Here is a 23,342-nt window from a genome sequence, read left to right as displayed (position 1 = left end):
ATGGTAGTATTAGTGCGTGTTCAAAAAGTGGTTAAGTAAGACACAAGGAGTGCGAAGCCGGAGCATGAAAAGGCGACGGAGTGTACGTGTTTGGTACATGAGTAAGCCTTTTTGGGATTCGGCAAAGCAATCCGCCGTGGAGTTTTGACTACTTTTTGAACATCCTCTATTAGGATGAAACAAAAAATTGTTCAAAGGAGTTGTATGTCGTTTGTTGACAGGTTCCGCTCAAAAAATTCCTCTTGAAAAATTCCTCTCGAAAAAAGAAAAGCCGGAACTCCTTCGCGTTCAGGAATCCGGCTTTTCTGGTTTGCAATTTTTCTTAGCGTGCGAAATCTGCGTTTGGTTGTCAGTGCCCCATTTTTGAATTTGTTCCAAATCAACCGTTGTGACAGTACCCAAAAAGGAACGAATTATAAAATGGTTGCACGCAGCGCTGCCAGTTTATGCCCGCACTCGTTCCATTCTTGTACAGGGTCGGAATCGTACACAATGCCTGCGCCTGATTGCAAATAGCATACACCGTTTTTGTATACAACCGTACGGATGATAATGGCCGTATTCATATTCCCTTGAAAATCAAAACAGCCGATTACACCGCCATAAGGCCCTCGGCGCAGCGTTTCCAATTCATCGATAATTTCCATCGCGCGAATCTTTGGCGCACCGGACAATGTACCAGCCGGGAATGTAGAGAAAAACACATCAAACAAATCCATTTCTGCTTTTACTTGTCCTGTTACTGTGGACACCATATGAAACACGTGTGAATACTCTTCTACTTCCATAAACTTTTCTACGTGTACACTTCCCGCATCGCAGACGCGTCCCAAGTCATTTCTGCATAAATCCACCAGCATCAAATGTTCGGCCCGTTCTTTCTCATCGACTTGCAGCATATAGCGAAGCCGTACATTTTCATCGACCGTTGCGCCTTTCCCCTTGGACGTTCCGGCAATCGGCTTCATCATCGCTTGGCCGTTTTCCAAACGGACTTGTACTTCCGGACTCGCACCGAAAATGAGGTAATCACCATAATTCACATAAAACATATAAGGGGAAGGATTGAGCTGCTTAAGTCGATAATAGACTTCCTGTGCATCAATGTTTCCGAGCACTTGTGACCGTTGGGAGATGACAATCTGGAAGATATCGCCGGCAACAATATATTCTTTTGCCTTCTCTATATTTTGGATAAATGTCTCAAAAGGCACATCGTGAACCACACGCAATGCTTCTTTCTCGTACCCTTCAAATACTGGTGCTTCATACGGATGCAGATAGGATTCCAACTGCTGGATTGTCGGCGTATCAATACCCGGAATATCTGTTATGATAACCTTGATCACATCCCGGTCGAACTGCATGACAACCTGGTGAATTTGCAAATGAATATCATCGATATCCCGGTCATCTATATTGCTGTCGGGGATATTTTCCACAAAGCGGATGGAATCATATCCAAAAAACCCCAAAAACCCAAAACCATATGGAGGAATTTGCGAATTTTTTTGTTGAAACTGTCCGCGAATCATTCGCAGCATCCGGGGAACCCGTGTTTGTATATCTGTTAATGAAAAGTCAGCTTCCGAAAGGCGCTGGCGAATCGCTTTTGCCAGCACTTCCTCTCCTTCAATAAACGCTCGGTTTTGTTTCACCCGCACGGATATCAAAGGCCGGAATCCGATAATGGACGAACAATATTTACTTTTAATATCGGTAATGGAATCAAGCAGAAACACAGACTGCTCGCCATGATCGTTTGTCAATGCCTGAAACACAGAAAACGCTTCACAGTTTCGTGGAAATTCGTAGACATGTGACTCGACGGGAATTTGTGAAACAAGTGTTGTCATTCCTTTTCCTCCTTATGCATTTGCAATGAAGTTATGCATCATTTGCCGTCCATCCTCTGTGAGGATCGATTCGGGGTGAAATTGAACGCCTGAAATGGCGTACTCTTTATGGCGAATACCCATAATTTCCCCATCTTCAGACTCCGCCGTAACTTCAAGGCAATCTGGCAAAGAGGACCGCTCCACGACTAATGAATGATAGCGAGTTGCCGTGAACGGATTGTTTACACATGCAAAAATCGAATCGTTTCCGTGATTTACCTTTGATACTTTTCCATGCATCGGTTTTTTGGCGCGGACGATTTTGCCGCCAAACGCTTGACCGATCGCTTGATGTCCCAAACATACGCCTAAAATTGGAATTTCACCTGCGAAATGCCGAATCGCTTCCACCGAAATCCCTGCCTCATCCGGTGTACAAGGCCCCGGAGAAATCACCAGGTGTGTAGGATTACAGCGCTCCAATTCTTGCAAAGATGTTTGATCATTGCGAAACACGCGGACATCTGCACCTAACTCTTGAAAATACTGAACAAGATTAAACGTAAACGAATCATAGTTGTCAATAACGACGATCATACACTTCTGTCCTCCTTTTTAGCGGGAAGAACAGATAGGTCAGGAAGCACAAATAACCATGGCAAAGAGCCATGGTCCTCCATGATCAAAACGGAATGATTGACCTACCTCAGCTCTTCTCAACTCACTGCTCATCTCAACTCGACTTGCTTCATACAAGCACATGCGCTCGCACATATGCTATGAAGTATAGAATGAATCTGATTACTGTAAAGAATACGAATTCTCGCAGCAATTGTCAATAAAAAAATGCAGTGAACAAAGATCACTGCATTTTGCTGTTACCTTATGGTGGGCCTAAGTGGACTCGAACCACTGACCTCACGATTATCAGTCGTGCGCTCTAGCCAGCTGAGCTATAGGCCCATATGGCGGAGCAGACGGGATTCGAACCCGCGATCTCCTGCGTGACAGGCAGGCATGTTAGGCCTCTACACCACTGCTCCAATGGTGGGCGCTGACGGGATCGAACCGCCGACCCCCTGCTTGTAAGGCAGGTGCTCTCCCAGCTGAGCTAAGCGCCCGTGTCGAATGATAACCGTCGAACTGCTTTGTCAGATCTTTCACTCCGTCAGTCACGTACATTAGTACGATCCTTCCTCCGCTCAAGCTCTTCCTCGCATTTCTCGGTTCTGATTCGCCAGTCGAATGATAACCGTCGAACTGCTTTGTCAGATCTTTCACTCCGTCAGTCACGTACATTAGTACGATCCTTCCTCCGCTCAAGCTCTTCCTCGCATTTCTCGGTTCTGATTCGCCAGTCGAATGATAACCGTCGAACTGCTTTGTCAGATCTTTCACTCCGTCAGTCACGTACATTAGTACGATCCTTCCTCCGCTCAAGCTCTTCCTCGCATTTCTCGGTTCTGATTCGCCAGCCGAATGATAACCGCTTCACCATTCGTTTGGACGGAAACATGAAACAACTTTGGCTTCCGGCTTCTGGTCTCCGGACTCTGTCAAATGACCCCAAGGGGATTCGAACCCCTGTTACCGCCGTGAAAGGGCGGTGTCTTAACCGCTTGACCATGGGGCCAATTCTATATGGCTCCCCGAGCAGGATTCGAACCTGCGACCCTCCGGTTAACAGCCGGATGCTCTACCGCTGAGCTATCGAGGAATACTGGTGGAGGTAAGCGGATTCGAACCGCTGACCCCCTGCTTGCAAGGCAGGTGCTCTCCCAGCTGAGCTATACCCCCATAAAACACTATGTAACTCATCCAATTCTGCAAATGGTGCCGGAGGTGGGACTCGAACCCACAAAATCACGATTTTGAGTCGTGCACGTATGCCAATTCCATCACTCCGGCATTATGAAGCCAGCAACAGGAATCGAACCCGCGACCTACTGATTACAAGTCAGTTGCTCTACCTGCTGAGCTATGCTGGCATAAATCTTTCAGAAACAAATGTCTCTCTCATGTCCCGCCCGATTAATATAACATGATGTGCATCCATTTTGCAAGAGTTATTTTTAAAAAAGTTTGTGTGATATGTATCGATCCACAGGGAAATTGCTTCATCGTTTGTCTCCATCGAATAAAAAACAACAAGACATGAGGAAGAATTGTTGTAGGATGTGTACTACACATGCATACAACAATTTTCCTCATGCCTGATCAAATCAGTCATCCGAACGCACGACATGAATTGTGATCGAAAATGCCAAATTCATTGCGATTATTTATAGATCAGACCGAAACGCCTTCGTTGAATTCCTGAATAATGTCAACTTTGGTGCGATCCTTGAGCAGTGAAGTCGCGATGATGGTTATGACCGAACAAATGACAATATATCCGGCGATCGCATTGGAAGAGCCGAACGTATGCAGCAGCCAGGCTGCCACAAGCGGAGCCGGACCTCCGGCAATTACCGAGGCCAGTTGATAGCCGAGCGATGCCCCGCTGTATCGGAGCCGAGTCGGGAAGTTTTCGGCGATCAAGGCAGCCTGCGGGCCGTACTGCATGTCGTGTGGAATCAGTGAAACAACGATAGCCAGAACAACCAGAGCCGGCACTTTCGTATCCAGCATTCCAAAATACGGGAATGCATAAATCAATGTCAATGCCGAGCCGATGATATACATTCGCTTGCGGCCGATGCGATCCGACAAGTAACCGAAAAACGGTATGCTGAACAATGAAAGAAACGCTGCTGCAAGTACGGAGTTGTTCAGAAAATTGCCGCTCAAATGCAGGGTTCCCGTGCCGTAACTGATGACAAATGTGATGAAAATGTAGAACGGCGTCTGTTCGGACATACGCAGGAGCGCCGACAGCAGAATTTCCTTCCAGTTGTTCTTGATCACCTCGCTGACAGGCGTCCGCTCCACGCGTTTCTCTGCAATCACCTTGCTGAACAGCGGTGTCTCCATGATCCGCAAACGAATGAACAGCCCGATCGCGACGAGTACAATACTTAAAATAAACGGAATCCGCCAGCCCCAGCTCACAAATCCTTCTTTGCCGCCAACCGCCAGAAAAATGCTGACAAGCGCGGAAGACAATGCAAGGCCCAACGGAACGCCCAACTGCGGCCAACTGCCCATTAAGCCGCGTTTCTCCTTGTGCCCCCATTCCAGCGACAGAAGCACCGAACCGCCCCATTCTCCGCCTACCCCAATGCCTTGCAGTACCCGCAGCAGCGTAAGCAGCCATGGAGCTAACGAACCGATGCTGTTATAAGTAGGCATCAGCCCGATCAACGTGCTGCTTATGCCCATAAGAAGAAGCGTGATGATCAATGTCGCCTTGCGACCGATGCGGTCGCCGTAATGGCCGAAGATGGCGCCACCAACCGGTCGGGCGACGAAACCAAGAGCATAAATCGCAAATGTCTCCAGAAAACCGACATACGGATCGGATGTCGGAAAGAATAATTTCGGGAAGACCAAAGCTGCGATTGTACCGTATAAAAAGAAATCATACCATTCGATGGCCGTACCGATAAGACTGGCGATCGCCGCCTTTCTTACTTGGCTGCGATAATCGTGTTCGCTGATTTGCGCTGCTGACATGTTTTGCGCCATTGCCGTTGCCTCCTTTTCCCCTACCCTTAAAATCAGATATTGCCAACGCCCGCTAAAGAACTGTTCCAAATTCTACGTTTCGGCCATCACCCCCCACCCAAACTAAGTGAAAACGTTTCCATTTAAAAACGCTTTTTCCAATGTGTCATAAAATACAATCCCTTTGCTTTATTTTAAAATTATTCATCAAAATTTCGAAAATACTACTGGAGACACTAACGTTGCATATATTTTTACCGACTCATTCGGGATATTTTTCTTATCCTGATGTGGTAAATCAGATGGGGCGAATCGGACCATTGACGATTTTCGTTTATCGATCTCTTCCACAAAGAACCGGAGCTATTTATGCCCCGGTTCTTTGTGGAAAGTGTTATGTGAAGGTGTGTGTCAACGTGAAAACATTCCGGATAATGGCCCCGCCTACGCCAAGTATCAATGACGGCCACAGTTGCCGTCCCTCCTATTAAAAATTATAATTGTAAACGCTTTCAATGTCAAATATATATTTATCGGATCAAAACGTAATTTCTGTCACTTGCATGCTCCCAATCAAAGCAGTTATTTGTTCGCGGCGTGATCAATTATTCATTTGATTTCGAACTATTTACATTATGAACTATTTTATGGTTAGATTGGTTCAATTATCAGATTGATTTTCTATCGTAAAAATTGCATGATAGTAACATAAACAATATGTAAACAATGAAACATGTCAACAAACTACGGACGTAATTTGTTTACATAATACGAACAGTATAATTGGCTGGGTTAACTGGCCTTCTCCCCGTTCAAGCTGGCGACAAAGTCGTCAGTTTTTTTCTATGATTCTTTCTTCATACCTCCCATTCCTATGATAATGGCCCCCTCGCCTGTCTGAATTTTGCTTATAGAGGATGTTCAAAAGTAGTCAAAACTCCACGGCGGATTGCTTTGCCGAATCCCAAAAAGGCTTACTCATGTACCAAACACGTACACTCCGTCGCCTTTTCGCGCTTCGGCTTCGCACTCCTTGTGTCTTACTTAACCACTTTTTGAACACACACTTATAAAGTTTGAATCGTCATTAAAAGAAAGCTATGATGGAAGTATAAACTTACGTTATTTTATAGAATGGAGTTGTCTTTGTGATCATCGGATTTGGTTTTGGCAATCCTCTTACCAGCATCCTTATGTTACTGGCAACAAGCTTGATCAGTTATTTTTTGTTTCGGCTGCTTCGGCGCAATCATCCAGAACAAAAACCGACACGAGCCCAATTGCGCCAATACTATTATGAACAGCGTCGGCAAGCCCGGGAATACGCAGCACAGTACGATCTGACAGATGAAGAAATCGAACGGAAACTGGACGAGCAATTGGGTAAAGAACTTAATTAAAATGAAATAAGTCCTTAAAGTTTTTCAAATCTTTTCAAATCTATTTCTGATTCCATATTGTTCGACTTTGGTTGCGAGACTTGCCAGAAAGAATTTCAAAAATTCAAAATCGAAATCGAATGAACTGAAAATTTCGCTATATGTATAGTATGGGGAAGGGACTAGCACTTATGAATGGCAGGCTTCACTTGTTTCAAAAAGGACATCTTGTAACTTTTTTTGCCGGATTGCAGTGGTTGGGATTTATGTTTGCAAATACTGTAGTCATTCCGCTGTCCGTGGGTAATGCGTTTCACTTGTCATCCGAACAAATTAGCGGCGCGATGTCAAGATCGTTTATCCTGACAGGCATCGCTTGTTTATTGCAAATTGTTTTCGGACACCGGTTGCCGCTCATGGAAGGACAATCCGGGCTTTGGTGGGGATTTATCCTAAGTCTCTGCTCTCTGGGAGCATCCACCGGCATGCCGTTAACGGAGATTGGCGGAAGCCTCGGAGCAGGTATGATTTTGGGTGGGATTTTGATATCTGTCTCTGGTTTGCTCGGTCTGCACAAATGGCTGAACCGGCTTTTTAGCCCTATTGTCATGGCTGTCCTTCTTATCTTGTTGGCAGCACAGCTCATCGATATATTTTTCAAAGGCATGACAGGCATACAGGCTGACGGTCATATTCATCCGGGAATTGCCATTCTTTCTATCCTGCTTGTTGTTCTGGTCAGTTGCTTGACTGTAGCCGGAAGAGGATTGATCAGCAACTTTTCCATTTTGATCGGAATCGTTGTCGGTTGGGTTGTATATGTTTGGATATTTGGCTCACCTTCAGCACCTGTCATCCCCAAATGGCAGGCAATCCTTCATCCATTTGACTGGGGGACGATTGCTTTTCAGCCTGGGATTCTAATCGCAACGATCGTATCGGCCTTCATTAACACGACAAATACGATTGCTACATTGCGTGCAGCAGAATTTGTTTTTGAAACCCCCGTATCTGCTTCCGAATATCGGCGATCCTTTTTGTTGACCGGGATGTATACTGCTGCATCGGGCGTGTTCTCACTTGTTGCATACGCTCCTTATACGTCCTCTATCGGCTTTTTACGGACGACCCGATTATTGGCGAAATCTCCTTACATTGTCGGCGGAATCCTTTTTACGATACTCGGCTTGATTCCGCCGCTTGCCGGATTTTTTGCAACATTGCCGATTTCCATTGGCGATGCCGTTTTGTTCGTGGCCTATATGCAGCTGTTTGGTTCCGCACTGCAGAATATCGAAGGTGTCACGTTCAATTTTCGCACGATTTTTCGAATCGCTGTCCCCATTTTGACAGGTCTCGCGATTCAAAGCACACCTGCAACCGCTTTTGAAACATTGCCAAAACTTTTGCAATCCATCGCCAGCAATGGTATGTTAATCGGCATTTTATTATCCGTGTTGCTGGAAAATGCCGTTCCTTGGGAATGGCTTGAAAAACGCGGCAAGGAAAATCCAGCCGCAAAATAATTCATCGATCATGATTCTATGTATGAAACCCGTCTCCCTGGAAACACTTCAAATAAAAGAGGATGTTCAAAAAGTAGTCAAAACTCCACGGCGGATTGCTTTGCCGAATCCCCAAAAGGCTTACTCATGTACCAGACACGTACACTCCGTCGCCTTTTCGTGCTTCGGCTTCGCACTCCTTGTGTCTTACTTAACCACTTTTTGAACACGCACTAAAAGATACATATTTTGATATATATCGTTATATATATTTGTATTCAATTGAGTGGTTTGCAGGGAGAGCACAGTGATGAACGACCTATTCCATCTTTCATTAAAAAATTTCCTGATGAAACTGATCCTGTTTTCGAGCATTCTCTATTTGGCTGACCGTTTGGTTCCATCTCTTTACCCGAATTTCTCTCCCATTTTTACAACGGGACTCTGCTTGTCAGTTGTCGGGATGATTGCAGATCTGACTATCGTTCCCCTATTTGATAACATTCCTGCTTTATTTATGGGCTTTCCTGGCATAACGCTAATCGTTTGGGTGCTTGCAAAATTTTATCCGGATACACATGTTTCTCTGCTGCAGGCTGGTACTCTCGCACTCTGTCTGGCTCCATTCGAATATCTGCTGCATGTATATATTTTGAGGCATTTAAAACGGACATAACTCCTTAGTGATACATTTCATTCGTCAAACTATACATATGTACAGATACATGCGTATAGTTTCAACAGCTTTGGTCAAACTATTGACTGGCGGAGAAAAGTCTTTCAAAAAGCTGGAGGGATGTGCCGGAACACATTTGTTAACTGCCACACGCCATGCAGTAAGAAACTGGAGAGATGTGTGAACCGCTCCGATGCGTATTTCACCATTATGGAAAGTTTCTATCAAGGAAAGACGCCGCTATGAAAAAGAGCCCCCACAAGGGCTCTTTTTCTTTCCTCGAATCGAAGTGCAGTAAACCAAGACAGAAACATGCAACTCACTTGAAGTCTTTCCTTTTACTTATTTCTGAATCGATGCATCGGGTTCAAGTTCTAGCGAATCGATATCCACCATGTCCATGATCGGCACGCCTGAATCCAAGTTCTCGCCGGCATGTTTTTGAATGTTTCTATAATAGACGTATACCAAAAAAATTACACTGACCAAGACGACTGTCATTACGCTTAACATAAAATCGTCGTATCTCACTGTAGTCACCTTTCTTTTTGCATATCAAATTGTCCTCCCATCTTATTGTTTCCATACATCTTAAAAAGCATACCGCTTACAAAACATGATCCGGATGCACAGGGAATGAAGCTGGCAGCACGATCAAAAATTTCGTTCCTTTCCCCTTTTGACTGCTCACGACAATCTTGCCTTTCATTCCTTCGATAATTCGATAACTGACCATCATGCCGATTCCATTTCCGTTTTCTTTCGTCGAATAAAAAGGAGTGCCCAATCTTTCTATTTGTTCACCGGTCATTCCGATCCCCTGATCAATAATTTCAATATGAATATAATCTTCTTTAAAATACGTGATAATTTCCACGACCCCTCCGTGCGGCATGGATTCAATCCCGTTTTTAATCAGATTCATTACTACCTGACTAAATTTCTCATTATTTGCCGTTATAAATAAGCCGTTTGCCAATTTTTTTTTAATTTCAACATTACGCAGCAATCCGTAAGAATAAATAACGTTAATGATTTGATTTATAACTTCTTCCACATTTAAAATTTCAAATTTTTCCAGATGAGGTTTCGCAAGTGAAAGATAATTATTGATAATGGATTCCGCCCGATCGAGTTCATGTATCATAATTCTTACATACATGTCTCTCTTTTCTTGTATGTCCTGTTGATTTAATAATTGCATAAACCCACGAATGGCTGTTAACGGATTTCTCACTTCATGTGCAATTGATGCAGCCAATTCCCCTAAAACATGAATTTTTTCTGATTTTTGCAATTCAGATTGAATCGCTATGTTTTCTTGAATAATCTCAAGCAAATATACGGCGATCCATGTAGCTAAAGGATTTATTAGACAATACTCCACAAAGAACAAACGAACATCCGCGTCTATAAAAACATGTTGGTTCGTCAATCGAAGGATGCTTACGAACACGATTAATAGCGCCCAAGTGAACGACAAAGCCATCGAAATGAATATTTTTTTACGGAAATTTAATGATTGATAGCGATTTTTAATCAGATACAAAAATAAAAAAATGGGTGTATAGGAAAAAACGGTGGTATAAAAACCATCTCCGCCCAACAAATATCTGTAGATGAAGAGCGTTGCGATCACAATTAAGGAACACCAATATTCCCCATAGAAAAGGCTGATCAAAATAGGAACAGTTCTTAAGTCATATATGTGTCCGGGTAATACAGTAAATGGAAAAGCCATGCATAAAATAAGCGATATAGTCGAAAGTAATAAAATAACGATATTTTTATGTGTTTTTCTAAATTTCATGAATGAAAAAGTTAAAATTGAAATTACAATAAAGAAAATATTAAGTATAAGATCCTGAAAACCGATCAATGTCTCTCACCCTATGTACATGTGGTTGAAAAATACAAACTATACGGAATTTTATTCCTTTTTCTCATTAATCATATTCCAATATTAAATACCTGTCTATGTTTAAAATAAACGATCCCACCGCACACAATTTGTACATTTTTTATAGTTGATCGTTACAGACAGGCAATCAGCGTGCCTTCTTTCAATCGAAAAGCACCTCCCGGAAACTTTAGAAGGTGCTTTCTATTGCTTGTCGTCGATCTCAAAATTATTTTTCAGATTGTTAAAAGCTGCTATCGAGTGAAATGTTGTTTACAACAAAAGAAAGCTTCGGTATGCCTATCAGGAATATCCGAAGCCATTTTCGCTGCAGATGGCGGTTATACTGTTTCCAACTGCTTGCTTGCCACAACAGCTACTTCCGTTTTACCGGCAGCAGCACTTCCTTTGGCAATGTTCAAAGACATATATTCAAACAAATTGGTGAAGACCACCGGTGTAATACTGGATTTTGCGTGTTCTTCAATATATGGGAGATCCACTTTTAATAAAGGTGTTCCCACATCAATTGGATCGCCTTCTGTTACAAGCAATTCAAATCCTTGCCCTTGCAAGTTGACTGTATCCAACCCTACGTGAATCAAGATTTCCAAACCTTTCTCAGAAAGGATTCCGATCGCATGTTTCGTCGGGAAGGCATTGAGTATTTTCCCTTTGACCGGTGATACGACAAGCCCATCTTGCGGACGGATCGCAAAGCCATCCCCCATCATTTTTCCTGCAAAAACAAGGTCGGGAACTTCCGTGATGTCGATCACCTCACCGCTGATCGGTGCGAAAATATGCTCAGGTTCCTTTTCCAGGTTCGCGGCAAGTGAATCCATGTTTTCCGCCTGCCCGTTTATTTCCGGCAATTCTTTTAGATCTGGAATATTTACGCGTATTTGCGGGGCGGCACCACTCATGACCGCTTTGATCTGTTCTTTTAATGCATCCGATTTGGGCCCGAATATTGCCTGAATATTGCCCCCTACTTCCAGAACCCCCGCTGCCCCAAGACGTTTCAGAGCGTCTTTGTCTACTTTCTGATGATCATTTACCGTCACGCGCAAACGGGTAATGCATGCGTCCAAGTGCTTAATGTTTTCTTTTCCGCCAAGACCTTCCAATACGCCAATCGCAAGCTCATTTCCGGAAACGTTTTGTTGAACAGTTGCTTCATCGTCGTCTTCGCGGCCTGGCGTTTTCAGATCCCATTTGCGAATGGCAAAACGAAATCCAAAATAGTAAATGGCGGAAAATACCAATCCGACGGGAATGACGAGCCACCAATGTGTTCGATTCGGCAATACGCCGAACAGCAAATAGTCAATAACACCACCAGAAAATGTCATACCGATTTTAACATGCAAAAGATACATCGTCATAAAAGACAATCCGGCAAATACGGCATGAATGGCGAATAACACAGGTGCAACAAATAAAAATGAAAATTCGATCGGCTCGGTAATACCCGTCAGGAATGAAGTTAACGCAGCAGAGCCCAAAATACCGGCAACCAATTTTTTCTTTTCCGGCTTTGCTTCATGATACATGGCGAGCGCTGCAGCAGGCAGGCCGAACATCATGAACGGGAATTTCCCGGTCATAAATGAACCCGCAGTGAATGGCACGTTATCTTTCAACTGGGCAAAGAAGATATGCTGGTCTCCATGTACAACTTGTCCGGCTTTTGTCGTATAGGAACCAAATTCGAACCAGAATGGCGCATACCAGATATGGTGCAAGCCAAATGGAATCAGAGAACGCTCCACCAACCCGAAGATAAAAGTGGCAAGCACCGGGTTTTTTACAAGCATAAAATGTGAGAATGCATTCAGACCCGTTTGAATCGGCGGCCAAATGAAGATCATGATAATTCCCAAGATAACTGCAGATCCGGCTGTTACAATCGGCACGAAACGTTTGCCGGCAAAGAATCCCAGAAATTGCGGGAGTTCGATATTGTAAAATTTCTTGTACATATACGAAGCCATGATGCCGACAATAATTCCGCCGAATACCCCAGTCTGGAGCGTCGGTATCCCCAATATGGACGCATATGCCTGACTGTGAGCAACCATGTCTGGTGTAACATGCAGAATGTCACCCATTACTTTATTCATAATCAAGAAGCCGATAATGGCTGCAAGACCCGCAACGCCTTCCCCGCCTGCCAAACCTACCGCCACACCGACGGCAAACAGCAATGACAGGTTGTCAAACACGACACCTCCGGCATCCTGCATGACAAGTGCAATCATTTGAAAAACATTCCCATTGAGTGCAGGAATCCTTTCGAGCAATGCCGGGTTTTGGAATGCGTTGCCAAATGCAAGCAGCATTCCTGCAGCAGGCAAAAGCGCAACCGGCAACATCAAAGCTTTACCCACTTGCTGTAAGACGCCAAACGTCTTTTTCACCATACGTTCTTTCTCCTCCTTTGTTCGATTCGCACCGGGACATTCGGGATATTTTCTCCTAAGCCCGATTCTTGCACGCATCATACAAAACAAAAAGGCATGAGGAAGTAAGCTGCGACACGAAAATCACTGTCATTGCAGCATAAACTCCTCATGCCTGATCGAATCAGTCACACGAAAGATCTTTAAGAGGATGTTCAAAAAGTAGTCAAAACTCCACGGCGGATTGCTTTGCCGAATCCCAAAAAGGCTTACTCATGTACCAAACACGTACACTCCGTCGCCTTTTCGTGCTTCGGCTTCGCACTCCTTGTGTCTTACTTAACCACTTTTTGAACACGCACTTTAAGCATTCATTCAATTTTTAAATGCATTGACACCAATCTCAAAATTGGCCTCAAACTTGACATCAAACTCAAAAAATGCAATCTTCAAGACTTGTTCTTAATGTTTGTATGATCGTATAAACGTTGAATGTGTAAAGTCAGATAGCTGGCTTCCGCTTCCGGAATCTTCTTTTGCAATTCCTTCTGCAAAATTTTGATCAGCTTCCAGCTCAAATTGTAGCACACCGGATATTCTTTTTGCAACAACGTGCTGAGAGGATGATTTTCCCCTAATGGCTGGTCTTTTTCGGCCCGGTCCACAGCAAAACGCAAATGTGTCAGCAAGCGGGAATAATCGGCAGTTGTTTTATCGATTTCCGTCAAAAGCTCAGATTCTATGATTGCGATTAATTTTGCAATTAATGTTGAATATTTATTAATCTTTTCTATCGTTTGATGTGTTCCTGCACCATGCAAGTGGAGTGCGATAAAGCCGACTTCATCCTCCGGAATTTTAATTTTCAGCCGGTTCGCAAGCATCTTGATGCCTTCCAATGCCAGTGAATACTCTTTGGGATACAATGCCCGAACTTCATGCAAAAAAGGATTCCGTATTTGAATTCCTTGCTGCAGCCGCTTAATGGCAAATCCGATATGATCGAATAGCGTGATTAAAAATTGCTGCGTAAATTTTAATTGCAATTTGTTTTCTGCATACTGTATAAAATCACTCGTCGCCCGGATGACATCTTCATCTGTCTCCGCGAAAAGTCGCAACATGGCATCCCGGTTTTGATCGGAAGGAGATAAAAACAGTTTTTCCACTTGCTCCAGGCCAATCCAATCGCCCTTTTTTCGCTGAAAACCGATTCCCTTGCCGAGCAAGATGACTTCCGTTTGCGATGCATCAACAGCCAACAGGGCATTATTGCTTAAAATTTTCTTTAGTTGATACCGCTTTACCTCGGACATACGACACACCCTATTTGATAGCCTTTTAACAAACTGATTATAAGTTCCTGACTAGGAAATGTCACTACCTGATGTTTTCCTTTTTGCGAAATTCGTGTGACTATTTTGCCCATACATTGCCATTCCATTTCGTAAACGGGAAAGAAAAGCTCCCGACAATGCTGTAGACTCTAAGCAGTTCATTACTGTAAAATGTAATTCAACATGGAGGGTACTCAAAGAAACAAATACCGAGAGACTATGATAGGTTGCAGGGGAGGAAGGAAAGCCATATGAATCGTTGGAGTTTGATTGCTTTAGACATGGACGGAACATTGCTGAATAAACAAGGTGCAATTTCTGAGGAAAATCGACTTGCTGTAAAACACGCAATGGAAGTTGGCATCGAAGTAACGATAGCAACCGGACGGCATATTAAAAATATTCTTCCATTTGCTGAAGAGCTTGGTTTAAAAGCGCCTTTGGTAACAACAAATGGCAGTGAAGTTTGGACCATTCAAGGAGAATTGCTGGAAAGGCATATTCTTTCGAGTCCCGATGTCCATTTTTTGCATGATCTGGCACTTCGCTACGAGATCGAATACTGGGCGTATTCCGTGGAGCAACGATTTCAATCGGATTCGTTTCCAGAATCGATTGCGTCATATGACTGGCTAAAATTCGGGTTTCAATCGGATCGTCCGGAACAAATCAACCGCATTTGGAACGAACTTTCCAAACGGGGAGATTGGGAACTGACAAACTCCGATCCCTTAAATATTGAAGTAAATCCAAAGGGAATCACCAAATCATTCGGACTGCAAAAAGTTTGCGACTACCTTGAGATACCATCCGATCAGGTAGTCGCCATTGGAGACAGCCTCAACGATATAGCAATGATTGAGTGGGCCGGATTTGGCGTCGCAATGGGAAATGCACAACAGGCGGTAAAAAATATAGCAGACCATGTCACAGCGAGCCATGTCGATCACGGTGTGGCCCGCTGTATTGAATTCTTGCTGCAAAACATGAAAATTCACAAGTAAAATCAGTTGAACATTTGACATTTGACACCATTAAGTGAAACTTGAATCAGGTGGAATATTGTCTCCATCTGATTCTTCAATACATAGCCGAACTTGCTGCTTTGGCAGTTAGCGCGAGTTATCTTTCCGGGAACCTTATGTTCCCATCCGAATCCATCTGCAACGGTTCATTGCATGAACTAACGTACACTCGACAAAATCCCTTGGTACAAGGAGATAAATGCCTGAATTTCCTTTTCTGCCGTATGTTTCGTTCGCACATACGCCATCGCGCGGGAAATCAAATCGTTTTTAAAACTGACATCAAACATAATCGTTTTGCAATAGCGAATAAACTCTTTTTCGTCATGATACAACAAACCCGTTTCCTCATTCACCAAAATGCTGCGATTCCCTGGAATATTCGATGCTACTACCGGAATTCCGAGATACATGGCTTCCAGGAGCGCGGCAGGTTGTCCTTCTGCCAGCGACGTATTCAAAACAAGATCGGCGCATCGATAAAGAGCACCCATCTCTGCGTGGGGTACTTGGCCTATATACTCGATCCAATCTTGATTTCGACGTATAAGCATCTGTACTTTTGACCATTCTTCCTCTTCGATGACAGGCCCGCAAATCCATAAGCGAATGTTCGGCATCTCCATATGTAGCGGTTCTAACATCGAAATGGCCGCCGGAATATTCTTTACTTTTCGAATGCCCGCAGGCAAAAGAATTACAAACGTGCCCGCTTCTTTTCGAAAATGACTTTCTTGAATCGCAAAATCTCCGACACCTTGAGGAATAATGACCGTTTTATTTTGAACGGCAGGCAAATGCTGCAGCAGTCGACTCTTGTCACCCTCGCTAAAAACATGAACGGCTTTGGCGCCGATTAATGTATTTCTAACTTTTTCCTTTCGTTCCCGATTCGATAGGTCGTAGTTCAGGTCCGTACCTGTTAACGTTACAATGTACGGCTGACGGGCTGTTTTCTGATTCTCCAAATATGCACAAAATCGGTATGCATGAAATCCATGAATCAGATCGGCATTTGATTCTTCAAGAATCTGTTCACTGTCTAAAGAGACAACCTCTACTTCTATATGGAATGTTTTCAAACCCTGTGCAATTCTTCTTACGGTTATTGAATTTCCCCGTGGAACATGGTAATAAGGTGTAACAAGTCGTACTCTCATGTATTGCCCTTCCTAATGAATAGAATCATGAATCGAAATGAAACAAAAGCTTGTCTAAGTTTACAATCCAACACGCAAATCCAACGCTTCGGGCCCGGCAAAGTCCAGCCCTTTCTCCCGGATCCGATCAATCAACTGCTCCAGAATGATTACGGTTTGCGGAAGTTCATGCAATAGCACGATAGAACCGGATGAAACATGTCCGACCACATGATCGGCAATTGTATCCGGATCATGAGCATGAGCCCAGTCCCATGAACCAATATTCCATCTTACGCAATGCAGATGGAAAGATTTTGCGATTGCAATTGTATCTTCATTCATTCTGCCATTTGGCGGCCGGAAAAACCGAATGGGTGATTGTATGCAGTTTTCCAATGCGACTTTACTCTGTTGAATTTCCCAATATTGTTCTTGATACGATAAATCAGACAATATTTTATGATGAAATCCATGACTCCCAATCCCGTGTCCTTCTGCGAGTACCTGCGATATCGATTGAGATGGCGATAGATTCTCACCCAGCCAGAAGAAAAACGCCATTACATGTTTACGCTTCAGAATATTTAATAATGGTATCACATACTCAGATGGTCCGTCATCAAATGTCAAAAGCACACCGGAAGGTATTTGTGTTATGCTAGGCAATCCATCTTTCCAGTCGTACACGACTGTATCGTATTCGTATCCTCAAAGTCAGACATCCTTTTTCGCCATTGCGATCACATCTCTTTCAAAATGAAAATGAAGCTGCTCCATTTAGTATACCTCAAGTACGTATGCCTACGAGAAAAACAATTATTCCTGAAATTCCTCTTCAAGCAATTCCTCTTCAAGCGCTTTTCGAAACATGATTCTGAAACGGACTTGCGGCCCATCAGAACGAACGTGTTTTTCTTTTGAAAGATCCAGCGGTGATATTTTCGGTTTTAGACCTTCCACAATGGGCCGATCCTCTTCAAGGACTTTTACGTTATGTTCATAGTGGATTTCGTCGATCAAGTCGACATCTAACAGAAAATTGCGCAATGCAAGGCCATATATTTTAATTGTTTCGTCATTTACCGGAGTAAAGGAAAGATAGGTACACATTTGATGTCCATTATCTTTTACCATATTTGTACGCAATAAAATTTGATTCGGGAATGAAAATAGAATGGTTGACGAACCTCTTTCCTCCACTTGATTCAACGGAGTTTTGAGCAGCGGGTGGAACGCTTGCGCCTCAATTCGAATGTGCCTTTCGGTAACTTCAAAATCCGGTCCATCAACGATCGGGTTTACGTCACCTGTAGAGTTTGGATGTACAAATGGCAAATGGGATACATCGAGAATACTTTCAACAACCCTTGTTACATGTGCATTCCATTCTGCAGAAAAAGGCACGCCTCTAAAGGAAGGACTTGTTGCCTCTTTGGGCAATGCAAGCTCTTGAACATGATTTTGTTTGCCGATATATACCCAAACAAATCCGGCCGTTTCACATACTGGATAGCTTTCGACTTTCGCGCCTGTTGGAATACTTGCATTCGTTCCATTCGCCGGAATGTACATGCATTGTCCATCACTGAAAAATTCCCAGCCGTGAAAAGGGCAAACAATACAATCCTCATGAATTTTCCCGTCAGACAACCTGGCCCCCCGATGGACACATTGATTTTTTAACGCATGTGCAATTCCTTTTGAATCTCTATAGAGCAAGATATCTCTAGATAGAATCGTACGCGGAAGAATTCCCTCTTTCAGTTCTTCACTCGTCGCAGCAATGTACCAAGCGTTCTGCATAAAGATCCCCCTGACAGTTTTCTATTTAAAAATATGTGGAGAATCCGTCTCATGTGTTAGGCAGATGCACGAGATCGAAAGCAAGAGTAGTGGAGTAGCAATTTTAGACTCATAATCGTACTATATATGACTTGGTTCCATTTGAGCCTAGTTGTTGAAAACGGAGGAGATTCTGTGAAAGATGAACGGGTATGGAGCGTACTTCAGAAACTAGAGGAACTCGAAAAAAACCCAAACTTAGAAGAGGGGCTTTGGCATATTTCAAAAGAAACCGGATTGCTCCTTAATATAGTATTACGACATAGTGGTGCAAAACGAATTTTGGAAATTGGCACATCAAGCGGCTATTCCACGCTATTTCTTGCAGATGCAGCGCGGGAGAACGGCGGAAAAGTGACCACATGCGAATTAAGTCCATTTAAAATACAATTAGCCAAACAGTCGTTTGACGAAGCTGGCTTATCTGATTATATTGAACTGCTGGAAGGAAATGCATTGGAAACGATTGAGCGGCTGGATGGTCCATGGGATTTTGTTTTTATCGATGCAATGAAAGATGAATATATATTTTACTTAAGTATGCTTTGGCCTAAAATGCGTAAAGGCGGTCTGATTGTGGCCGACAATATGCTGTCACATGAAGGTGTATTAGGGATTGAAGCATATAAAGTGACAGTGGACATACTTGAAGACGGATCTTCCGTAACAGTCCCGATTGGTTCGGGAGATCAATTTACGTGTAAAATAAGTGAATGAATCAAATGATGAAAAACGAATGGGATCGTTCTTATTCAAAAAATAAGCCATTCTGTGATGGATATTTCTGAAAATACAAAAATTACCCGGAAAAGGCCATAGATATTTTCTATGGCCTTTTCGAGCGTTTCTACTGAACTTTTTGTGCCAGGTCATTTAATGTTTGAATCAACTGATCATCCAATTTGGAAAGTGTCTGCTTATCCAGCGGACTTATTTTCGAACCTGCTACAGTTGGATCCAGAAATTTTTCGACGCCCGCATATTGATCCGGGTATTTTGCCTTAACGCTATCCTCAAAGGAATGCCAAGCATCTTCCAATTGTGGCCCGGTACTCTTGACTTTTGCTTCATCACCCGCTTCAATTTGCTTTTTGAGATCCGTTGCAACCGAAAGCATCTTTGCAACACCTGATTTTATATCCGTTGCAGAGGCATTCGATTTATCTGACGCGGAAGATGTCCCTTGTGACGCCTGTTGTGTTGTTTGAGCAGTGCTCCCGTTGCCATTGGAGCCTGATGCTGCATTGTTGGCGCCGCATCCAAATAAAAACACGGTGCCGACAAGAGATACAATCATAAGTGAACGAGTTGATTTCATAACAAATTTCCCCTTTGCCTGAAATGATAATGTATTGATTTATTGATATTGGTTTGTTGATCGCAATGATTGACTGCAATCAGTGATTTACAGTAATTTGCTGATGTTGATCTTTTTTCGTCCATTTCATCGGACGGTTTTTCCAGAAAACCATACATAGCGCGAACAACACTAACAGAATTTGCGGGATGCTGCTCTCCCAGGATGGATAGAGCGCTATGAAATCCACGCTGGGAAGAGGCGCCGTTGTTGAAGGCAAGGTTCCTGCCAGTTGCAAACTATGGATCCCCATCCCAGTAAATTTCAAACATAAATAGAACACAATGAAACTGGAAACCATGAAAAACGGCCGCATCGGGAGCTTGATTCCGACGACGAGCATCAGAAAAGCAAGGACAGCTAATATTCCGAGCCCGAGCAACAGGCCAAGTATGAGATTTTGAATGCTGATCTGATTGATCATCCCAATGATAAACAAAACAGTTTCCGTCCCTTCGCGAAAGACGGCAAGAAATGACAGGACGCCAAGGGAAACAAGTCTTCCTGTATCCACAGCCGATTGACTTTGGGTGCGCAGGTATTTTTGCCAATCTTTTATATTCGACTGACTATGCAGCCAATAAGCCATGTATAACAGCATGGCGGCAGCGATCACACCCGTCCAGCCGGAAATCAGAAAGTTATTGTTGCCAAACGCTCCGGATGAGAATACAAGCTTCACAACCACGGCTAAAATCGCACTGACTCCGAGACCGCCGAATACTCCGCTCCAGATCCATACTTTTCCTTTGCTTTGATTCGATTTTTTAACGAATGCAAGCAATGCCGCCACAACAAGCAATGCCTCTAGCCCTTCGCGAATCGGAATCATCGCGGCATCCCAAATCGTATATCCTGTTTTCGTAGCCAGTGGAGTCAAATATTGAATCATCCGATCCAATATTTGAGCTGCGCCTTGATCATTGCCTGCCGCAATCATCGCATTGATTGTCACCATATCCCGTTCCGAATCGCCATAGATGCTCGCTGACTGTGCAACAACAACACCTTCTACACTCAGCCATGATTGCCGAACCTTCCCAATATCTTGAAGTGCCGCTTGCTGATCGTGATTTTGTGTTTGTTTCTTGGTTTCTTGCAACATGTTTAAAAAATCGCCAAGTGTGATCGATTCTTTCTTGAACTGTTCGCCTTTTGCGTATTGTCCATGAATGAATCTTTCATTCACATCTTTCAGACCTTGCAGAGCCTTGACAATTCCCGGTTGTTTATTCTGTATAAGAGCGTAATCCACTTGACCCATATTTAATTCAATGTCGCTGTAAGCCTGACCCGATTCCGTCTTCACGCTATCTTCGATTTTTAACCACATATCCGGAAATTTCTGATATGTATCTTTTGCTTGCGATAGATGACCTTGGTTCGCCTCTGACAATGCCTTATCGACAATTGTTTCGGCCTGTGTCAAATTCTCCGTTCCTTGGCTGGCAGCTTGTGCCGATATTGGCAAAATAAACACGACCGCCAATACGAACAGGAATAAGGCGCGGCTTATTTTCCTGTCCCTTATTTTCCTACGCATGAAATTTTCCCCCTTATTCAATCACAAGTCCCTTTTATTTAACATTGATAATCATTCTCAATATCAAATAAAAAAAGAATGCATTTTATCGATGTTTCTACTTGTAAACTCATTCATTCCATTTCAGTATCCTATTATCATCTACTCCTAATCCTATCCTAGTATCGATAATGATTCTCAATTACACTCAAAAAATATGACCCTCTTTCATCAATCATGAACGAGTGTCGAGCAAACCATACGATTTGAAATTCGCATAAATGATTAGGCAAACCTAATCACACGATTATTTTATGCAAATTATGAGGATTCGTCAAGTTGTAATATATATTTTTAGAGAAGCGATAAAAATTCAGCACGTTTGTCAGACTGATTTTCAAAAATACCGTGAACGGATGTAGTGATTGTCGCAGCATCTGATTTTTTAATTCCTCGTCCACACATACACATATGTTTTGCCTCAATGACGACCATCGTACCCTTCGGTTCGAGAATTTCTTCAATTGCTTCAGCGATTTCATTGGTCAGGCGCTCTTGCACTTGAAACCGCTTTGCATACCCGTCAACCGTACGAGCAATTTTTGACAAGCCGGTAATTTTTGCATCTGGTATATATCCAACGTGAGCAACTCCAAAAAACGGTGCAAAATGATGTTCACACATGGAGTAGAATTCAATATCCTTAACCAAAACCAATTGTTTGTGATCCACATCAAACGTTTTTTTCAGATGATTTTTGGGATCCTCCCGATACCCTTCCGTATACTCAAGAAAAGCATGCAAGACACGCTTCGGAGTTTCGAAAAGTCCATCCCGATCGGGATCGTCTCCGCAAAGTTTAATCAAATCTCTGATGGAATTCATAAAATTTGTGGCTTGTATGATTTTATCGTCTGTTTCAGAAACAAGATACTCAAAAAACGGATGCTTTTTTGATGCTTCAATATTCATTGCCAACTGTATCCACCTCTTTCGTTTGGTTAAAAGTTACGTACAAATGCCACCCGTATGTGCAAGCCAAATTACAATTACGAATGTGTCAAGTTTTCGTCCTCATATGAAAAAACACTTGTTTCAGGGTCAATCGGCTGATCGACAAGCACTCGAAATACGCAACGTCCATCGCCGTTTTGAAAACGCTCCTCTCGTACTACCCGGCATCCCAACAAACGTGTAAAAGCGGATACTGTAACACTGCAAAGTGCTGGACGCCGTTTCGCAACATTTAAAAACGGGCAATTTTTTTCAATCAAGCAAACTTGATCTCCTGACTGCTCAATTTCCATGTATGCATCATTTTCCTGATATATATCCCTTAGAACATTGACACGTTCCGAAAGGCTCAATCCATTGACACGCGGCTCCCACTCCCGAACCCGATGTTCTGTCATAGATTCAAGGACGTGTCGCAACGCATCCTGACCAAAGTGTTCCGTAATTGTATCGATCACTTCTACTGCCAGGCTTACGTAATTTTTCGGAAAGAGATGTTCACCTTCGGATGTCAGACGATAACGAGTGGATGGCCGTCCGGCTCCATGACTTGCCCGAAAAATTTTTCGTTCGACCCATCCTTCTTTTTCAAGTATCAAAAGATGTTGCCGTATTGCTTCTCCCGTCATCGCAAAACGATTTGCAAGCTCCGCGATCGTTACAGGCCCATTGCGTTTAAGGGCTTCCAAAATATTTCGACGGACATCTGAAAGTTGTTCGATGTTCTGAAGCATCGTTTCCATCCCTCCTTCACCGTAAAGTAAAACTTGAAATAGATGGAGTTTTTACTCCGT

The 23,342-nt window shown here is 43.2% G+C and carries 19 protein-coding genes and 8 tRNA genes; 5 read left to right on the top strand and 22 right to left on the bottom strand.

Annotated features, from left to right (window positions below):
• Positions 1 to 413: 413 nt before the first annotated feature.
• From LSG31_RS14490 to LSG31_RS14440, 11 genes are all read right to left on the bottom strand, one after another.
• The gene (locus LSG31_RS14490; protein ID WP_347435793.1) at positions 414 to 1,856 is read right to left on the bottom strand and encodes an anthranilate synthase component I family protein; all 1,443 of its coding nucleotides are present in this window, start codon (positions 1,854 to 1,856) and stop codon (positions 414 to 416) included.
• 12 nt (positions 1,857 to 1,868) lie between these two features.
• On the bottom strand, positions 1,869 to 2,435 hold the full coding sequence (locus LSG31_RS14485; RefSeq protein ID WP_347435792.1) for an anthranilate synthase component II: 567 nt from the start codon (positions 2,433 to 2,435) through the stop codon (positions 1,869 to 1,871).
• A gap of 289 nt (positions 2,436 to 2,724) precedes the next feature.
• Positions 2,725 to 2,801: transfer RNA gene (locus tag LSG31_RS14480), tRNA-Ile, on the bottom strand.
• 3 nt (positions 2,802 to 2,804) lie between these two features.
• Positions 2,805 to 2,881 (bottom strand) — tRNA-Asp (locus LSG31_RS14475).
• A 2-nt stretch (positions 2,882 to 2,883) separates the two neighbouring features.
• Positions 2,884 to 2,959: transfer RNA gene (locus LSG31_RS14470), tRNA-Val, on the bottom strand.
• Between the two features lie 440 nt (positions 2,960 to 3,399).
• Positions 3,400 to 3,471 (bottom strand) — tRNA-Glu (locus LSG31_RS14465).
• A 9-nt stretch (positions 3,472 to 3,480) separates the two neighbouring features.
• Positions 3,481 to 3,555: transfer RNA gene (locus tag LSG31_RS14460), tRNA-Asn, on the bottom strand.
• Between the two features lie 4 nt (positions 3,556 to 3,559).
• A tRNA-Ala gene (locus LSG31_RS14455) sits at positions 3,560 to 3,635 on the bottom strand.
• A gap of 34 nt (positions 3,636 to 3,669) precedes the next feature.
• Positions 3,670 to 3,746 (bottom strand) — tRNA-Leu (locus tag LSG31_RS14450).
• A 7-nt stretch (positions 3,747 to 3,753) separates the two neighbouring features.
• A tRNA-Thr gene (locus tag LSG31_RS14445) sits at positions 3,754 to 3,826 on the bottom strand.
• Positions 3,827 to 4,127: 301 nt separating this feature from the next.
• Entirely contained in the window at positions 4,128 to 5,465 is a 1,338-nt protein-coding gene (locus LSG31_RS14440; RefSeq protein WP_347435791.1) for an MFS transporter, read from the bottom strand.
• Positions 5,466 to 6,592: 1,127 nt separating this feature from the next.
• Between LSG31_RS14440 and LSG31_RS14435 the strand changes: the two genes are divergently transcribed.
• The 3 genes from LSG31_RS14435 (at position 6,593) to LSG31_RS14425 (ending at position 9,004) form a co-directional block, all read left to right on the top strand.
• Positions 6,593 to 6,844, top strand: coding sequence for a hypothetical protein (locus LSG31_RS14435; protein WP_347435790.1), 252 nt, complete (start codon positions 6,593 to 6,595; stop codon positions 6,842 to 6,844).
• Between the two features lie 170 nt (positions 6,845 to 7,014).
• Positions 7,015 to 8,349: a uracil/xanthine transporter gene (locus LSG31_RS14430; RefSeq protein WP_347435789.1), complete on the top strand. Its 1,335-nt coding sequence runs from the start codon at positions 7,015 to 7,017 to the stop codon at positions 8,347 to 8,349.
• A 289-nt stretch (positions 8,350 to 8,638) separates the two neighbouring features.
• Positions 8,639 to 9,004 carry a DUF2512 family protein gene (locus tag LSG31_RS14425; protein WP_347435788.1) on the top strand — a complete coding sequence of 122 codons (366 nt, stop codon included), beginning with the start codon at positions 8,639 to 8,641 and terminating at the stop codon, positions 9,002 to 9,004.
• Between the two features lie 342 nt (positions 9,005 to 9,346).
• Here LSG31_RS14425 and LSG31_RS14420 read toward each other — a convergent pair whose 3' ends face one another.
• The 4 genes from LSG31_RS14420 to glcT all read right to left on the bottom strand — a co-directional run bounded on the left by LSG31_RS14420 (position 9,347) and on the right by glcT (position 14,625).
• A complete protein-coding gene (locus LSG31_RS14420) occupies positions 9,347 to 9,535 on the bottom strand; it encodes a hypothetical protein (protein ID WP_347435787.1) in 189 nt (62 codons plus the stop codon).
• 76 nt (positions 9,536 to 9,611) lie between these two features.
• Positions 9,612 to 10,814, bottom strand: coding sequence for an ATP-binding protein (locus LSG31_RS14415; protein ID WP_347439522.1), 1,203 nt, complete (start codon positions 10,812 to 10,814; stop codon positions 9,612 to 9,614).
• 431 nt (positions 10,815 to 11,245) lie between these two features.
• Positions 11,246 to 13,327, bottom strand: coding sequence for a glucose-specific PTS transporter subunit IIBC (gene ptsG, locus LSG31_RS14410; protein ID WP_347439521.1), 2,082 nt, complete (start codon positions 13,325 to 13,327; stop codon positions 11,246 to 11,248).
• A gap of 431 nt (positions 13,328 to 13,758) precedes the next feature.
• Positions 13,759 to 14,625, bottom strand: a complete 867-nt coding sequence (glcT, locus tag LSG31_RS14405; protein ID WP_347435786.1) for a glucose PTS transporter transcription antiterminator GlcT — start codon at positions 14,623 to 14,625, stop codon at positions 13,759 to 13,761.
• 272 nt (positions 14,626 to 14,897) lie between these two features.
• Between glcT and LSG31_RS14400 the strand changes: the two genes are divergently transcribed.
• The gene (locus LSG31_RS14400; protein WP_347435785.1) at positions 14,898 to 15,650 is read left to right on the top strand and encodes a Cof-type HAD-IIB family hydrolase; all 753 of its coding nucleotides are present in this window, start codon (positions 14,898 to 14,900) and stop codon (positions 15,648 to 15,650) included.
• 179 nt (positions 15,651 to 15,829) lie between these two features.
• Here the strand turns inward: LSG31_RS14400 and LSG31_RS14395 are convergent, their stop codons facing one another.
• The 3 genes from LSG31_RS14395 to LSG31_RS14385 all read right to left on the bottom strand — a co-directional run bounded on the left by LSG31_RS14395 (position 15,830) and on the right by LSG31_RS14385 (position 18,616).
• A complete protein-coding gene (locus LSG31_RS14395) occupies positions 15,830 to 16,831 on the bottom strand; it encodes a glycosyltransferase (protein WP_347435784.1) in 1,002 nt (333 codons plus the stop codon).
• Positions 16,832 to 16,891: 60 nt separating this feature from the next.
• Positions 16,892 to 17,479, bottom strand: coding sequence for a polysaccharide deacetylase family protein (locus LSG31_RS14390; protein WP_347435783.1), 588 nt, complete (start codon positions 17,477 to 17,479; stop codon positions 16,892 to 16,894).
• Positions 17,480 to 17,629: 150 nt separating this feature from the next.
• Positions 17,630 to 18,616 carry an aromatic ring-hydroxylating oxygenase subunit alpha gene (locus LSG31_RS14385; protein ID WP_347435782.1) on the bottom strand — a complete coding sequence of 329 codons (987 nt, stop codon included), beginning with the start codon at positions 18,614 to 18,616 and terminating at the stop codon, positions 17,630 to 17,632.
• Between the two features lie 174 nt (positions 18,617 to 18,790).
• Between LSG31_RS14385 and LSG31_RS14380 the strand changes: the two genes are divergently transcribed.
• Positions 18,791 to 19,372, top strand: a complete 582-nt coding sequence (locus LSG31_RS14380) for an O-methyltransferase (protein WP_347435781.1) — start codon at positions 18,791 to 18,793, stop codon at positions 19,370 to 19,372.
• 130 nt (positions 19,373 to 19,502) lie between these two features.
• Here the strand turns inward: LSG31_RS14380 and LSG31_RS14375 are convergent, their stop codons facing one another.
• The 4 genes from LSG31_RS14375 to LSG31_RS14360 form a co-directional block, all read right to left on the bottom strand.
• On the bottom strand, positions 19,503 to 19,973 hold the full coding sequence (locus LSG31_RS14375; protein WP_347435780.1) for a hypothetical protein: 471 nt from the start codon (positions 19,971 to 19,973) through the stop codon (positions 19,503 to 19,505).
• Between the two features lie 79 nt (positions 19,974 to 20,052).
• Positions 20,053 to 21,555 carry an FTR1 family iron permease gene (locus tag LSG31_RS14370; RefSeq protein ID WP_347435779.1) on the bottom strand — a complete coding sequence of 501 codons (1,503 nt, stop codon included), beginning with the start codon at positions 21,553 to 21,555 and terminating at the stop codon, positions 20,053 to 20,055.
• A 333-nt stretch (positions 21,556 to 21,888) separates the two neighbouring features.
• Positions 21,889 to 22,506, bottom strand: coding sequence for a GTP cyclohydrolase I FolE (gene folE, locus LSG31_RS14365; protein ID WP_347439520.1), 618 nt, complete (start codon positions 22,504 to 22,506; stop codon positions 21,889 to 21,891).
• A 77-nt stretch (positions 22,507 to 22,583) separates the two neighbouring features.
• Entirely contained in the window at positions 22,584 to 23,282 is a 699-nt protein-coding gene (locus LSG31_RS14360) for a helix-turn-helix transcriptional regulator (RefSeq protein WP_347435778.1), read from the bottom strand.
• Positions 23,283 to 23,342: the final 60 nt, after the last annotated feature.

This window comes from Fodinisporobacter ferrooxydans, from assembly GCF_022818495.1.
GTDB lineage: Bacteria > Bacillota > Bacilli > Tumebacillales > MYW30-H2 > Fodinisporobacter > Fodinisporobacter ferrooxydans.
Note: the sequence above shows the minus strand (reverse complement) of the source record. Positions and strands in the feature narration are given on the sequence as shown.